The sequence below is a fragment of the Micromonospora sp. NPDC049559 genome (genome assembly GCF_040676675.1).
Taxonomy (GTDB): domain Bacteria; phylum Actinomycetota; class Actinomycetes; order Mycobacteriales; family Micromonosporaceae; genus JBFAPK01.
This window is the reverse complement of record NZ_JBFAPK010000001.1, coordinates 608,413-623,590: the sequence shown is the minus strand read 5'-3', so window position 1 is coordinate 623,590 and position 15,178 is coordinate 608,413. Positions and strand designations below refer to the sequence as shown.

The following is a 15,178-nucleotide window of genomic DNA, read 5'->3' as shown; positions in this document are numbered from 1 at the left end:
CAGCCCACCCAGCCGCTGCCCACCCCGGATCCCGCGCAGTGGGGCCAACCGCAACCCTCCGGCCCGCCCGCACCGCACGACCCGGCGCAGTGGGGTCAGCCGGCGCCGCAGGATCCGGCGCAGTGGGGCCAACCCGCGTCCGGCCCGCCGGCCGCGCCCGAACCCCAGTGGGGCCAGCCGCAGCCCACCCAGCCGCTGCCCACCCCGGATCCCGCGCAGTGGGGCCAACCGCAACCCTCCGGCCCGCCCGCACCGCACGACCCGGCGCAGTGGGGCCAGCCGGCCTCGGGCCAACCCGCTTCCGGCCCGCCGGCGCCGCAGGACCCGGCGCAGTGGGGCCAGCCGGCCTCCGGCCCGCCGGCGGCGGCCGGTGGTTACCCGCCCCCGCCCGGCGGCGCCCCGCAACCACAGTGGGGAACGCCGCCCCCGGGTCAGTTCGGCCCGGGCGTCCCGGGCGGTCCGGTCAGCGGCCCGGGCGCGCCCCTGGGCGCGCCGACCCCGCCCAAGAAGGGCGGTGGCAGCAAGGTCGCCCTGATCATCGGGCTCGTGGTGGTGCTCCTGCTCTGCCCGTGCCTGGCCATCGCCGGCTGGGCCGGTTACCGGTACACGCAGAGCCAGGACGAGCCGGAGCCGGTTCCGGTTCCGACGATCTCGATCCCGGACGTGCCGGGGCCCGTGCCGACCCGTAGCCAGAGCAACGGCAGCGCGAACGACTTCCGCAAGGGCGACTGCGTGGTCAACAAGGGCACCGACGATGATCCGGAGCTGCAGAAGGTGCCCTGTGGACCGAACACCTACGAGGTCCTCGCGAGGATTCCGTTCACCACGGACACGAAGCGGTGCACCAACGACCCGATCTACGGCAACAAGGACGCCGACACCTGGTACACGTACGACGACTCGATGGACTTCGCGGACTACGTCCTCTGCATGAAGGAACGGTAGTCAAAACTAGGGCCGTCTAGCCCATTTGCTAGACGGCCCTAGTTTCACCGAGAGGAAGCCCGCGCGGGACACGCCGTAGCTTCCTCTACCGGTTTCTAGCTACAGGGCTAGACGAACCGATACGGTGCAATGCGTGGATCCGGTCCGCAACCCGTACGCGCCCGGCGCCGGCCAGCGCCCACCCGAGCTCGCCGGCCGGGGTCGGGAGCTGGAAGTCTTCGACATCGTCCTGGAGCGCATCGCCCGGGGTCGGCCGGAGCGGAGCCTGATGCTCACCGGGCTCCGCGGGGTCGGCAAGACGGTCCTGCTCAACACGCTGCGCTCGCAGGCGATCAACCGGCTCTGGGGCACCGGGAAGATCGAGGCCCGGCCGGACCAGTCGCTGCGCCGCCCGGTCTCCGCCGCGCTGCACATGGCGGTACGGGAGCTGGCCCCACACCACCGCGCTCCCGACCGGATAGACGCGTTCCTCGGCGTGCTGAAGGCCTTCGCGATGCGCACCGGCACGGGGTCGGGCGGGCGCGGCTCGACCACCCCGCGGCTGCGGGACCGGTGGCAGCCCGGCATCGACGTACCGGCCAGCGCCGGGCGCGCCGACTCCGGCGACATCGAGATCGACCTCGTCGAGCTGCTCACCGACGCCGCCGACGTCGCCACCGACGTCGGCACCGGGATCGCCATCTTCATCGACGAGATGCAGGACCTCGGCGCGGAGGACGTCTCCGCGCTCTGCGCCGCCTGCCACGAACTCTCCCAACTGGGCGCGCCGCTGATCGTGGTCGGGGCCGGGCTGCCGCACCTGCCCGCCGTGCTCTCGGCCGCGAAGTCGTACTCCGAGCGGCTCTTCCGGTACCAGCGCATCGACCGGCTCGACCGGATCGCCGCCGACCAGGCGCTCTGCGCGCCCGCCGCGCGGGAGGGGGTCGAGTACGAGCAGAAGGCGCTGGACCTGCTCTACGAGAAGTCGGGCGGCTACCCCTACTTCGTGCAGGCGTACGGCAAGTCCACCTGGGACCACGCCCCGCGTTCCCCGGTGACCGCCGCCGACGTCCGGGTCGCCGCCCCCGAGGCCGAGGCCGAGCTGGCCGTCGGCTTCTTCGGTTCGCGCTTCGAGCGGGCGACCCCGGCCGAACGGGAGTACATGCGCGCGATGGCCGCCCTCTCCCTGGTGACGGGCGAATCCGAGCGGAACGCCGAGACCGGCGGGGCCCGCGACGACATGGACGCGGCGGTACCGACCGCCGAGATCGCCCGTTCGCTCGGCCGCAAGCCGGCCAGCCTCTCCCCGGCCCGGGACGCGCTGATCAAGAAAGGGCTGATCTACTCCGGCGAGCGCGGAACGGTCGCCTTCACCGTGCCGCACTTCGGCCGGTACCTGCGCACCCAACCCGCCTGACGGGCTGAGCCGGGCAATGGTGGGCCCCACCGCCGGGCCCGTACGAACCAGCTCAGCCCTGCGCGGCGAAACAGGCTCAGACCTGCGCCCAGGCCTGCGGATAGCTCACCTCGCCGCTCGGCGGAGGCTCGGCACCGCTCACCGCCGCCGGCAGGGCCAGGGCCTGCCACGGATCGCCCAGGCCGGACCAGGGGCTGGTCAGCCCGAACCGGGCGGCCGGCTCGAACCCGAACCGCCGGTAGAAGGCCGGCGCGCCGAGCACGACCACCAGCCGTTCGCCCAACTCCACGGCGGCGTCGAGCGCGGCCTGCACCACGGCGCTGCCGTACCCCCGTCGCTGCCGGCGGGGCGGTACCGCCACCGGGCCGAGCGCGAGCGCTGGTACGAGCCCCGGGTCGACCCGTACCCGGGTCAGCAGCGCGTAGCCGACGATCTCGCCGTCGGCCTCGGCCACCATCGATAGTTCGGGCAGCCATGCCTCGCTGGCCCGCAGCGATTCGACCAGCCGGACCTCGGCCGGTACGGGCGTGTCCGGCCGGGCGAACGCCTCGGCCACCACCCGGCGGATAGCCGGGGGGTCAGCGGTGTCCTCCGGTCGCAGCCGAAGACTGGTCACGCCTCGCGACGCTACCGCTACCCGCCCGCCAGGTAAATGGCGAATCGCCGGAGCGATCCGGGTTGGCACGCGCCACGCCGGGGCGGCATGCGGGGCAGCGCGGCGGGAAGGACGGGACGCCGCGCCCGCGCCCGCGTCGGCGTTGGTGGGGCAGTCCGGCGGATGGCCAGGTGGGCCGGCTTCCGACGAGGTATGACTTAGCCATGAGACCCGTACGCAGCGCCGCGCGCACCATGTTGAGCGCGATCTTCGTCGTCAACGGGCTACGGTCCGCGATGGACCCGGGACCGTTCATGGAGCGCGCGAAGCCGGTCACGGATCGCGTCACGCCGCTGCTGCGGAAGAGTGGGCTGCCCACGCCCGCCGATCCGGCGACCCTGGTCCGGATCCACGGCGCCGTCGAGGCGGTCGCCGGCCTCGCGCTGGCGAGCGGTCGGCTGACCCGGCCCGCCGCCGTGGTCCTGGCCGGTACACTGGTCCCGACCACCATCGCCGGTCATCCCTATTGGAAGATCGACGATCCTGCTCAGCGGGCCGGTCAACGGATCCAGTTCATGAAGAACCTCGGCCTCCTCGGCGGTCTGCTCCTGGCCGCCGTCGACACCCAGGGCCGTCCTGGACTCGGCTGGCGGGCCAGCCACGCCGTCCAGGATGGACGGCGTTCGATGCGACGGGCGGTGCGCACCGCTCGACGCGACGCGCGTACCGCGATGAAGTCCGTGAAGTCGGCGGCAGCCGTCCGTCTCCCCGGCTGAGCGGATTCCATCCCCTCGGGCCGACCTGCGGTGACGCGGGTCCGGCCCAGCACCGCCCCGAACGGACACCGCGAATCACCTGAACCGCACGCCCCGCGTTAACGCGGTAGAAATGTCGCGAACTAGTGTGGGATCGGACACGGTCGGATAACGCTGGAGGCATTCGAGTGAGGCACCGCTCTAGGCTCCGTGCAGGACCTGGACGGGAAGTACACGATTGGTACGGGGGTGGCCACGCCATGCCGGCGACCGTCGGGAGACGGCTGGGCCGCCTCGCCCCAGTCCGCCGCATTGCTCGTGGGCTAGATCGTCGGGCAGTCGTACGGATCGGCATAGTCGCCGGAGCCTTCTACGCTGCATGGCTGGCCATCGGCGCATTCGGTCGTCCGTACAACTTCTTCGACATGAAGATCTACCACGGCGCGGTGGTCTGGTGGGCGGGCGGTAACGAGCTCTACGAGTTCATCGCGCCGAAGACCACGCTGGGCTTCACCTATCCGCCCTTCGCCGGGCTGGTCATGCTGCCGATGGCCAAGATCCCGGTCGGTCTCGCCGGTTGGTTCAACATCCTCGCCAGCATCGCCGTACTCGCGCTCGTCCTCGCCGCCCTGCTCCGACCGATCGCCACCCGCGTGGGCTGGTCGCTCTGGTTCTCCGTCGGCCTCGCGGTGCCGCTCGCGATCGCGATCGAGCCGGTCCGGGAGACCCTCGGGTACGGGCAGATCAACGTGCTGCTCTTCGGGCTGGTCATGGCCGACCTGGTGGCCCTGCGCTGGCGGGCCCGGCGCGGCCGGCGGCGCAGCCTCGCCTCCGACGGCCCGCTGCGGCGGTTCTGGCTCAGCGGCGCCTGGGCCGGGGTCGGGATCGGCCTGGCCAGTTCGGTGAAGCTCACCCCGGCCCTGTTCATCTTCTACCTGCTGGTCACCCGCCAGTGGCGCGCCGCGCTGACCGCGGTCGGCACCGCCGTCGGCGTCACGCTGGCGACCTTCGCGGTCGCCGGGCGCGAGTCGATGGCGTACTTCACCTCGGTGCTCTGGCAGACCGAACGGGTCGGCGCCGCCGACATGACGCCCAACCAGTCCCTGGCGGGCGTGCTCGCCCGGCTCTACGACTCGATCGAGACGCCCGGCCTGCTCTGGCTCTCGTTCTCGGTACTGGTGCTCGCGCTCGGCCTCTCCAGGGCCTCCAGCGCCCACTCCGACGGGGACGAGCTGACCGCCTTCACGCTGGTCGGGCTCACCACCAACGTGATCAGCCCGATCTCCTGGTCGCACCACCTCGTCTGGGTGATCCCCGCCATCGTCGTCCTCGCCGACGCCGCGATCCGCCGCCGGGAGGCCAGCCGCGGACTGCAACAGCGGGTCGCCACGCAGCCGAACCTCGCGCTCCAGGGGCTGCGCCCGCCGATCTGGTACCCGACGCTCACGGGGTTGCGGCACGGCGTGGCCGCGCTCGGGCTCTACCTGCTCTTCCTGATCTCGCCGATCTGGCCGTACGAGCACCAGTTGCCGGAGGTTTCGCACTACCGGGACGGCTTCTTCGGCGTCCTGATGGAGAACTCGCTCGCGCTCGCGCTGATCGTGCTCGTGGCGGCCCTGCCGTGGCGGCCGGGTGCCGAGCCGGCCTTCTACGCGGAGCCGGTCCGGTGGCGCGGTCGCGGCCTGGTGTCGGGCGGCCAGCGGCTCACGGCCGGCCAGAAGCTCGGGCCGGCCGGCGGCCAGCGGCTCACGAGCGGCCAGCGGGTCACGGCCGGCCAGAAGCCGGGGCCGGCGGGCGACCAGCGGGTCACTGGCGGACAGCGGCTCGGGTCGGCCGACCAGCGGGTCACCGACTGACAGCGGTGAGTGCGGTCCCGGTCCGCCCCGTCCGGTGGCACCGGGACCGGCCACGGCGGCCGGATCGGCGCGGGTCCGGCCTCAGGGGCAGTTGACCCACTCCTCGCCGCCGTCGGCGAAGAGCTGTCGCTTCCAGATCGGCAGGCGCGCCTTCACCTCGTCCACCAGCCGGGCGCAGGTCGCGAAGGCGGCGGCCCGGTGCGCGGTACTCACGGCCGCCACCAGGGCCACGTCGCCGACGGCGAGCACCCCGATTCGGTGCGAGACGGCGACCGCGTAGACGTCCGGGTCGGCGGCGATCTCCTCGACGATCTCGCGGAGCACGTCGGGTGCGCTCGGGTGGCCCTCGTACTCGAGCTCGGTCACCGAGCGACCATGATCGTGGTCGCGTACCACGCCCTGGAACGAGACGACGGCACCCGCCTGCCGGTCGGCGACCGCCGCCTCGTGGGCGGCGAGGTCGAGCGGCTCGGTGGTCACGGCGACGTGCGCGACCCGTCCGGTGGTGGATGACTTCACGGTCGCTCTCCGATCGTCAGGGGCAGCGGTACGAGGGGTACGCGCTGGCCGGGCTCGCCACGGGTGCCGGGCCGCACGACCGCGAACCCGTCGGCCTGGGCCAGCCCGCGCAGCATCGCCGATCCCACGTGCCGGAGCGGGCGGGCCGCGCCCGTCGCCGGATCGACGCGGACCAGCGCCAGATGGGTGTAGTCGCCGCGACCGTGGATCGGCTCCGCGAGCGTGACCTGCGGCAGCACCGGCACCGGCCGACCCCGGAGCCCGGCCAGCAGCGGGGCGACGAGGGAGACCAGCGCGACGATCGCCGACTGCGGGTTGCCGGGCAGCCCGGCCACGAACCGGTCCCGGCCGTCGGTGCCGGCAACCCGGGCCAGCAGCATCGGGAAACCGGGGCGTACGGCCACCGTGTTGACCACGTACTCGGCGCCGAGTTCGGCCAGCGCCGGATGCAGGTGGTCGACCGGGCCGCGCATGGTGCCGCCGGTGGTGCAGACGAGGTCGGCGCGGTCGAGGGCGGTGCGCAGCGCCGCCACGTGCGCGGGGAGGGTGTCGGCCACCGGGCCGATGACGTCCCGGGCGTCGATCGCGGCGCCGTGGCGGCGCAGCCAGGCCGGTACGGCGGGGCCGAGCGCGTCCCGCACCCGGCCGGCGCCGGGCACGCCGGCGGTCAGCAGCTCGTCGCCGAAGATGAGCAGCGCGGCGCGCGGGGCCGGGCGCACCGCGAGCGCGTCGTGGCCGCACGAGGCGGCCAGCCCGATCACCCCGGGGTCGACCGGGGTACCGGCCGGCAGCAGCTCCTCGCCGGCCCGCGCCTCCTCGCCCGGGGTACGCCACTCCGGGGTGTCCCGCAGCGTGCCGGTGACCCGCCCGTCGGCGTCGCGCCCCGACTCCTCGATCCGGAGCACCCCGGTCGCCCCGTCGGGAAGCATCGCCCCGGTCGCGATCTCCATCGCCGTACCGTCCTCGGCCAGCGGTGCCGGCGTGCTGCCGGCGAGGGCGCGCCCCACCACCCGCCACGGACCGGTACCGCGCACGGCCCATCCGTCCACACTGGAGGTCGGGAAGGCCGGCAGGTCGGTACGGGGAGCCAGGGGCTCGGCCAGCGTCGTGCCGTCCGCGTCCGCGACGGGCAGCTCGACGGCGGGGAGCGCGGCGGCCCGCCCGGCGGCGTGCACCAGGAGCCGGGCGTCCTGCCAGTCCACGGGCGCGGCGGCGGCGAGGGAGTCGGCCGGCCGGCTGGTCGCCTCCACGTTCACCGGTCGGCGTCCCGGGCGAGGGGGGCGGCAAGCTCAGCTCTCGGGCGCACGGCGCGAACCTTCCTTCCTGGGCACGGCCGGCGGGTGTCGCCCTGCCGGCCCTGGCTCCGAGCCTATCGCCGCGCACGGACCGACGCGGCGATGCGTTCGATCACCCGGCAGACCGACCCTCGGCCTCCCCGGCGACGCGTCCGATCACCGGGAGACCGACCCTCGGCTACCTCGGCGCTGCGTCCGATCGCCGGGCAGGCCGGCCCCCGGCCTCCCTGGCGGCGGCCCGGCCGGGACTCAGCCCGCGGGCGGGGGCTGCGGGTGGTCGCCGCCGCGCAGCTGCTCCACGGCGTGCGTGAGGATCGGTCCGAGCACGGCGAGCCCGTCGCGCGCGCCGCCGGTCGAGCCGGGCAGGTTGACCACCAGCGTCCGCCCGATCACCCCGGCCAGCCCACGGGAGAGCGCGGCGCTCGGTACCTTGGTCCGGCCGTGTGCCCGGATCGCCTCGGCGATCCCGGGGACCTCGTAGTCGAGCAGGCTCCGGGTCACCTCCGGGGTGCGGTCCGTCGGGCTGACGCCGGTGCCGCCGCTGGTCACCACGACGTCGACGCCGTCGGCGTGGGCCTGGCGCAGCGCGGCGCCGACCGGATCCCCGTCCGGCACGACGACCGGCTCGTCGACCTCGCAGCCCAGTTCGCGCAGCCCCGCCACGAGCAGTGGCCCGCTCGTGTCGGCGTACACCCCGGCCGAGGCCCGGTTCGAAGCCACCACGACCCGCGCCCGGATCACGGCCGGTCCTCGGGACGGGTCCAGTCGCCGGTCTTGCCGCCCTCCTTGCGCAGGACGCGTACCCGCTCGATCGAGGCGGCCGGGTCGACGGCCTTGACCATGTCGATCAGGGCGAGCCCGGCCGTGGCGACGGCGGTCAACGCCTCCATCTCCACGCCCGTACGGTCGGCGGTACGGACGGTCGCGACGATCTCCACGCCCGCGTCGGCGAGGGTCAGTTCGACGGTCACCCCGTGCAGGGCGATCGGGTGGCAGAGCGGGATCAGGTCGGGGGTCCGCTTGGCGCCCATGATGCCGGCGATCCGGGCCACGGCGAGCGCGTCCCCCTTCGGCAGCCCGTCCCGGCGCAGCAGTTTGACCACCTCGGCGGTGGTGCGCAGCCGGCCGGCGGCGACGGCGCGGCGCCCGGTCACCTCCTTGCCGGAGACGTCCACCATCCTGGCGGCGCCGGCGGAGTCGACATGGGTGAGTTCTACGGCCTCGGTCACCGATCGAGCTTATCGAGCCGGGAAACCCCGTCGGGGCGGCGCGGCGCCTCGGGCGTTTCGCTACGTGGACGACGACAATACCGATCGCACTCGATCAGGCGTTCGAATGGGCACGCCATTGGCCCGGTGCGGATTCGCCACCCGGGAAGGTCACCGACATCGCCCTCGAAGTCGTCGGTGAAGATACGAACGATGGATGATCCCTTCGGGCCGGGGAACCGTATATCCAGAGGCGGGGCGAGCATCCCGACCCCGGGCGCGGCCGATTACCGGAGAGGCTTGCAGGGCTTTTGCGGGGAATCGTACGGATCGAATTTCCGGATCCGCGCCCGCTGGCGCACGCTCCGACGCGGCGTGATATAGATCGAAGATTTTGGATCAAAACTTCCTGACAGCTGGGCGGACGCGGCTCACTGTCCCGTGCGGCCGAGCCGGGTCGACGGCGCGGACGACCTGCACGGCCGGGCGATATTGCATCGGCATGGCCGCGGAACGCAGCGGCGACGACCATTCGACGAACCGAGAACGGCCAACCATCCGCAGTCGATCGGTGGCCGAACGTAGCTTTGTGACTTTGTTGCAGAATGATGACCGGAAACTGGGAACATTCCCGAAGCGAACGTCGCTTCGAACCATTATCGACGGGCCGTATATGCGGAACGTCGCGCGATCCGGACAGCCAGTGACAGCTTATTGGCGAGTTGGCTTATACTGCGTATACCGGCACATAGCCGCGCGAAATTCTCGGACTATCCCATAAGCTTCCCTCCACCAAGCCATCGACGCCCACCGGCGGTGAAAGATGATGCGCTCACCGGAGGAGGAAGCCATGCGTGGCCTCGACTGGGAGTGACGAGACCCGGGCGTGACACCCCGATCACCCGGCAGCGAGTAGCCTTATCGCACCCGCGATCCGGCGTCGCAGCGAGGGACAGGGGTGGCCAGCGCCAGAGGATCCGACGACAACGCGACCGATCGGCGGCTACAGCTGCTTGTCGGTCTCGTCGTCGTATTGGGGATCGCCGCCCTGGCCATGGCGGGATACCTCGCCGTCACCGCGGCGGGGCCGAGGCCACCGCTCTACCTGGTACTGACCCTGGTCTTCGCGGTCCTCGTCGCCAACCGCGTCATGGTCCGGGTCCGGATCGGCGCCAACCAGCAGGGCATCTCCTGGACGGAGGTGGCCTTCCTGGTCGGGCTGGCCGTCGCCCCGCCGTCCTGGGTGGTCCTCACGACCGCCGCCGGAATCGCCATCAGCAAGTTCGTCGCGAGAGTCGGTCCGATGAAGGGAGCCTTCGGCGTCGCCAAGGAAACCCTGGGCGCGGCCACGGCTGGACTCATCTTCGTGGCGCTGGGGCACCACGCCACCGGAGACCGCCCCACCGCCGACGTCGGTACCGTCGCCCTCGCCCTGATCGCGGTGACCGCCCTCGACGAGGGCTTCACCACCGCCGCCATCGCGTTCGCCACCCGGCGGCCGATCCGCCAACTGCTGAGGCTGAACTGGGACATCCGGCTCGGCTCGCTGCTGGCCCGCTTCGTCGTCACGCTGCTCACCATCGGCATCCTCACGCTCAACGGCGACGCCCGCCTGCTCCTCGTGATACCGCCGCTCGCGCTGAGCCTGCACCTCTGGTCGTCGAGCCGCCTGCGCAGCCGCTCCGAGCGGGACGCCTGGCAGCGCCTGGCCAGCGCCACCGACGCCCTCAACAACGTCGACCTCGACGCGGTGCTGACCACCGCGGTGACCAGTGCCGCCCGCCTCTTCTCCGCCGACGAGATCGAGATCGAGCTGGTCGGTCCGGACGGGCCGCGGCTGATCCGGGGCACCGCGCAGGGCATCGGCTACGACGGCCCGGCCGGCACCGCCACGGCCAGCGCAAACCCCGTCATCGAGAGCCGGCTGGAGGGCCGCGATGGCGAGGAGGACCTGGGTACGCTCCGACTCCGGTTCCGCGGCGCCGTCGTGCTCTCCGAACGCGAGAGCTACACCCTGCGTACGTTCACCTCCGCCCTCTGCACCGCGATCCGCAACGCGTCCGCCTACGCCGAGCTGGCCCGGGTCGCCGACGACCACGCCCACGCCGCCACCCACGACGCGCTCACCGGCCTGGCGAACCGGCGGTACCTGCTGGAACAGGGCAACGAACAGCTCAACCGGCGCCGCGCCGAGGGCGTCACCGCACTGCTCCTGGTCGACCTCAACCACTTCAAGGAGGTCAACGACACCCTCGGTCACGCCGCCGGGGACCGGGTACTGGTCCAGGTCGCCGAACGGCTGCGCGCCGCGAGCCAGGACGGCGACCTGGTGGCCCGGCTCGGCGGCGACGAGTTCGCCATCCTGCTGCGCGGGGTGCCGGCCCCGGCGGTCGCCGCCCACCGGGCGGAGGCCCTGCTGGCCGCGCTGCACCAGCCGATCGACCTCGACGGCATGCGGATCAACGTCGAGGCCAGCGGCGGCATCGCCATCGCGCCCAGCACCGGCGGCGGCATGGCCGAGCTGCTGCGCCGCGCCGACGTCGCGATGTACCAGGCGAAACGGACCAACCGCCGGGTCGCCACGTACGTACCGACCCGGGACACCGCGGATCTGGGCCGGCTCGCCCTCGGCGGCGACCTGCCCCGGGCGGTCGCCGACCACGAGTTCACCGTGAACTTCCAGCCAATCGTGGACCTCGGCACCGGCGAGGTGATCGCGGCGGAGGCGCTGACCCGGTGGCAGCACCCGGTGCACGGGATGATGGACCCGCTGCGGTTCCTGGAGACCGTCGAGCGCTCCGGACTGCTGCCCGCCTTCGCCGAGGCCGTGCTCGACCAGTCCCTCGTCGCCGCCAAGAGCTGGCGGGAGGCCGGCTTCGAGCTGCCGGTGGCGGTCAACGTCTCGCCGCGCAGCCTGCTCGACCCCCGCTTTCCCGGCTCCGTACTGGCCCGGCTACGCGCCCACCAGCTCCCCTCGGACCTGCTCATCCTGGAACTCACCGAGACCCTCACCATCAGCCAGCTCGAGGTGGTAGACCAGGTTCTCGGGCAGCTCCGCGACGCCGGCGTACGGCTCGCGCTCGACGACTTCGGCACCGGCTACTCGTCGCTCTCCGTCCTCTCCCGGATCCCGGTGCACGAGCTCAAGATCGACCGGGCGTTCGTGATGAGCATGGAGACCTCGCCCGAGGCCGCCGCGGTCATCCGCTCCACCGTCGACCTCGGCCGCAGCCTCGACCTGATGGTCGTCGCCGAGGGGGTGGAGAGCGAGCCGCAGCGAGCCGCGCTCTGGGAACTCGGCTGCGCCGCCGGGCAGGGCCACCTCTTCGGCCGCGCCATGCCGGCCCAGCGGCTGCTCGCCGCGCTACGCCGCGGCTCCGGCGGCCGACCCGGCACCCTCGCCCCGGCGCTGCACGACGAGGGCTCGGTGATCCGGATCGCCCCCGGCCGCCGGCCGAGCGGCCGGGTACGCCCCGACCGTCTGCCACACTTGCCGGCGTGATCCCCGCCGACCAGCCCACCGGCAACGCAGTCCCGCCGCTGCGGCGTGACCCCGGCAGAACCACGCCCACCGGCAGCACGGCGTCGTCCCGCGGCCCGGCGCCCGACGCGCCCACCGCCCGCTCGGGAGGCGGTTCCCGCTGGTCGCGGCTCGACCGGCTGGCCGGTGGCCTCGCCGCCGACCTCGGCCTGTACGCGCTCTCCGCCGCCTTCGCCGCCGTCACCGCCGCCACCTCGACGCTCCTGCCGCACCGCGCCTGGGGAACCGTGGCCACGGTCGGATACCTGCTCGCCGCCCTGCTCGTCGGCGGGCAACTGCTGCTCCGGCGGCGGCACGGCGGCACGCCGCTGGCCAGCGCCGCCGCCCGTACCGCGATCACCGTGCTCACCTTCGCCACCACGGCCCTGCTGCCGCTGGTCCTGCAGGCGATCCAACGCGCCGGCGGGCGCACCGACCGGGCCCAGGAGGAGGTGCTGGTGGTCGAGCGGGCCGGCGCACGGCTGCTCGACCACGGGACCCCGTACCTGGGGCACGACGCGATCGCCGCGCTGCCGCCGGACGAGCGGTTGCTCGGCTACACGCCGTACCAGCCGGGCATGGCCCTCTTCGGCCTGCCCCGCGCGCTCGCCGGCGACGGCTGGTGGAGCGACGCCCGGGTCTGGTTCGCGCTGGTGACCGCGGTCCTGCTCGGGCTCGCCGTGGCGGCGCTGCGCCACCCGCGCCAGCCGGCGACGGTCGACGCCGGCGGCTCGGCGGCCGGCGACGGGGCGGCCGGCGGCTCGGCCGACCCGTACCCGCTGGTCCGGGCGCTCCAGCTCGCCACCGTGCTGCCGATCTGCGCACTCACCCTCGCGACCGGCGGCGACGACCTGCCCGTCCTCGCGCTCTGCCTGCTGGCGCTGGCGCTCTGCGCCGCCCGTCGTCTCGGCCTGGCCGGCCTGGTGATCGGTGTCGCCGGGGCGCTCAAGCTCTTCGCCTGGCCGGTCGCGCTCGTCCTGCTGACTCACGCCGGCACCCGCGGCTGGCGTACCGGTGCCCGGGTCGCGGCCGGCGCCATCGGACTACCGGTCGCCGCCCTGCTGCCGGCCTGGCTGGTGGACCCGCCCGCGCTGGTCGAGAACGTGCTCCGGTTCCCGCTCGGGCACGGCCTGGTCGCCAGCCCGGCGCAGTCGCCGTTCCCCGGCCACCTGATCGCCAGCGGGCTGCCAGACGGCCGGGTCCTGGCCGCCGCGCTGCTCGGCGCGGCCGGGCTGGCCATCGCCGTCCGGCTCGCCCGCCGCCCGCCGCGCACCGCCGCGGCGGCGGCGATGATCTGCGGGTACGGGCTGCTCGCCGCGATCCTGCTGATGCCCTCCACCCGGTTCGGGTACCTGCTCTACCCGATCGCGTTCCTCGCCTGGGCCCCGGCGCTGAGGCTGCGCCGCCCGACGCGGACGGAGCGCCCGGAAAGCGCCGCCGCGCCGGTACCGGCCCCGTGACGACACCGGCGGAGGACCCTCGCGGGCCAGAGAGACCCGGCGGCCTCGACCGAGCCGGCGGCCGGGTGCCGGCGGACGTGCTGGCCGTGATCGCGTTGGGCGGAGCGCTCGGCTCCGCCGCCCGCTACGGCATCGGCGCGGGCTGGCCCACGCAGCCGGGCGGCCTGCCCTGGGCGACGCTCTGCATCAACCTGACCGGCTGCGCGCTGATCGGCGCACTGATGCGGATCGTCACCGCGCGGATCGCACCCCACCGGCTGCTCCGCCCGTTTCTCGGTACCGGTGTGCTCGGCGGGTTCACCACGTTCTCCACGTACGCGGTCGAGACCCGGGGACTGGTCGCCGGAGGCCATCCCGGGCTCGCCGCCGGATACGTCCTCGGCACGCTGGCCGGCGCGCTCGCCGCCGTCACACTCGGCGGGGCGGTCGCGGGTCGGATCCGCCCCCTCGTCCCTTCCCGTCCGGCGGGGGAACGACCGTGACGCTCGTACTGGTGCTGCTCGGCGGGGCCGTCGGCGCGGTCTGCCGCTTCCTCGTCGACCGGGCCACCACCGCGCGCGCCGGCACCGCCCTGCCCTGGGGGACCCTCGTCGTGAACGTCGCCGGCTCCGCGCTGCTCGGCGCGATCGCCGGGGCCGGCAGCGGCCTCCCGGGCTGGCTCGGCCAGCTCGCCGGCACCGGCTTCTGCGGCGCCTTCACCACGTACTCGACCTTCGGATACGAGACGGTGCGGCTCGCCGCGGACGGAACGGGCGGGCGGTACCGTGCCCTGTTCAACGTCGCCGTGACCCTGGTCGCCGGCCTCGGCGCCGCCGCGCTGGGCTGGCGGTTGGCGGCGCTCGCCACCGGCTGATCCGGCCCGGCGGCGGGCCCGAGCGTGCGGCCGAGGCTGGTCCGGCGCCGCCGGCGCTCGCCTTCTCGGTCCTTCTCGGTCCTTCTCGGGCGACTGCGCCGCGCACCCGGCCGGCGAGGCGTACACCTTAGGCATGAGCACCATCTACCAGGACCGGACCGAGGCGGGTGTCGGCGTCGCCAACCGACTGACGGCACTGATCGGCCAGCCCGACGTCATCGTGCTCGGACTGGTCCGGGGCGGCGTGCCGGTGGCCGCGGCCGTGGCGGACCGGCTCGGCGCGCCGCTCGACGTGCTGGTGGTACGCAAGCTCGGCGTTCCCTGGGCGCCTGAGGTCGCCTTCGGCGCGCTCGGTCCCGGCGGGGTGCAGGTCCGCACCGACGGGCCGACCACGCTCGAACCCGAACAGGCCGACGAGGTGGTCCACCGGGAAACCGCTGAGCTGGCGCGCCGGGAGCGGCTCTACCGGGCCGACCGACCGCCGCTGGACCTGACCGACCGGACCGCCGTGATCGTCGACGACGGTCTCGCCACGGGCGCCACCGCGCGGGTCGCCGTGGCGGTCGCCCGGGAACTCGGCGCGCAGCGGGTGGTGGTCGCGGTACCGGTCGGCGCCGAGGAGGCGTACGAAACGTTGGTGGCGGAGGCGGACGAGGTCGTCTGCCTGCAACGACCGGCGGAATTCGGCGCGGTCAGCCGCTTCTACGAGGACTTCCACGAGGTTTCCGACGACGAGGTGACGGCCGCGCTGGCCGCACACCGGTGACACGAGCCGG

At 73.8% G+C, this 15,178-nt stretch carries 13 protein-coding genes and 1 pseudogene; 9 read left to right on the top strand and 5 right to left on the bottom strand.

Annotated elements, in window-relative coordinates:
• Positions 1–945, top strand: a 945-nt coding sequence (locus AB0J86_RS02765; RefSeq protein ID WP_363851364.1) for a hypothetical protein, incomplete at its 5' end; no start/stop codon positions are given.
• A 133-nt stretch (positions 946–1,078) separates the two neighbouring features.
• Complete coding sequence (locus AB0J86_RS02760; protein WP_363851361.1) at positions 1,079–2,341, top strand: ATP-binding protein; 1,263 nt, start codon at positions 1,079–1,081, stop codon at positions 2,339–2,341.
• A 76-nt stretch (positions 2,342–2,417) separates the two neighbouring features.
• Here the strand turns inward: AB0J86_RS02760 and AB0J86_RS02755 are convergent, their stop codons facing one another.
• Positions 2,418–2,957, bottom strand: coding sequence for an N-acetyltransferase (locus AB0J86_RS02755; RefSeq protein WP_363851358.1), 540 nt, complete (start codon positions 2,955–2,957; stop codon positions 2,418–2,420).
• A 203-nt stretch (positions 2,958–3,160) separates the two neighbouring features.
• Between AB0J86_RS02755 and AB0J86_RS02750 the strand changes: the two genes are divergently transcribed.
• Positions 3,161–3,712: a DoxX family protein gene (locus AB0J86_RS02750; RefSeq protein WP_363851355.1), complete on the top strand. Its 552-nt coding sequence runs from the start codon at positions 3,161–3,163 to the stop codon at positions 3,710–3,712.
• Between the two features lie 239 nt (positions 3,713–3,951).
• Positions 3,952–5,343 (top strand): annotated as a pseudogene (locus tag AB0J86_RS02745) (glycosyltransferase 87 family protein); the annotation flags it as partial.
• A gap of 285 nt (positions 5,344–5,628) precedes the next feature.
• Here AB0J86_RS02745 and AB0J86_RS02740 read toward each other — a convergent pair.
• The 4 genes from AB0J86_RS02740 to moaC form a co-directional block, all read right to left on the bottom strand.
• Entirely contained in the window at positions 5,629–6,066 is a 438-nt protein-coding gene (locus AB0J86_RS02740; protein WP_363851352.1) for a molybdenum cofactor biosynthesis protein MoaE, read from the bottom strand.
• Complete coding sequence (locus tag AB0J86_RS02735) at positions 6,063–7,268, bottom strand: molybdopterin molybdotransferase MoeA (protein ID WP_363851646.1); 1,206 nt, start codon at positions 7,266–7,268, stop codon at positions 6,063–6,065. Before AB0J86_RS02735 ends, AB0J86_RS02740 begins: the two co-directional genes overlap by 4 nt.
• A 342-nt stretch (positions 7,269–7,610) precedes the next feature.
• Positions 7,611–8,102 (bottom strand): MogA/MoaB family molybdenum cofactor biosynthesis protein, encoded by a 492-nt coding sequence (locus AB0J86_RS02730; protein WP_363851349.1) that lies wholly within the window; start codon positions 8,100–8,102, stop codon positions 7,611–7,613.
• A complete protein-coding gene (moaC, locus tag AB0J86_RS02725) occupies positions 8,099–8,590 on the bottom strand; it encodes a cyclic pyranopterin monophosphate synthase MoaC (protein WP_363851347.1) in 492 nt (163 codons plus the stop codon). The genes AB0J86_RS02730 and moaC overlap by 4 nt, the downstream gene beginning before the upstream one ends.
• A 1,033-nt stretch (positions 8,591–9,623) precedes the next feature.
• Here moaC and AB0J86_RS02720 point away from each other — a divergent pair.
• The 5 genes from AB0J86_RS02720 (at position 9,624) to AB0J86_RS02700 (ending at position 15,168) form a co-directional block, all read left to right on the top strand.
• On the top strand, positions 9,624–12,071 hold the full coding sequence (locus tag AB0J86_RS02720) for an EAL domain-containing protein (RefSeq protein WP_363851643.1): 2,448 nt from the start codon (positions 9,624–9,626) through the stop codon (positions 12,069–12,071).
• 158 nt (positions 12,072–12,229) lie between these two features.
• Positions 12,230–13,549, top strand: coding sequence for a glycosyltransferase 87 family protein (locus AB0J86_RS02715; RefSeq protein WP_363851641.1), 1,320 nt, complete (start codon positions 12,230–12,232; stop codon positions 13,547–13,549).
• Between the two features lie 77 nt (positions 13,550–13,626).
• Positions 13,627–14,031: a CrcB family protein gene (locus tag AB0J86_RS02710; protein WP_363851344.1), complete on the top strand. Its 405-nt coding sequence runs from the start codon at positions 13,627–13,629 to the stop codon at positions 14,029–14,031.
• The gene (locus AB0J86_RS02705) at positions 14,028–14,402 is read left to right on the top strand and encodes a CrcB family protein (protein WP_363851342.1); all 375 of its coding nucleotides are present in this window, start codon (positions 14,028–14,030) and stop codon (positions 14,400–14,402) included. Before AB0J86_RS02710 ends, AB0J86_RS02705 begins: the two co-directional genes overlap by 4 nt.
• A gap of 133 nt (positions 14,403–14,535) precedes the next feature.
• The gene (locus AB0J86_RS02700) at positions 14,536–15,168 is read left to right on the top strand and encodes a phosphoribosyltransferase family protein (protein ID WP_363851339.1); all 633 of its coding nucleotides are present in this window, start codon (positions 14,536–14,538) and stop codon (positions 15,166–15,168) included.
• Positions 15,169–15,178 lie beyond the last annotated feature (10 nt).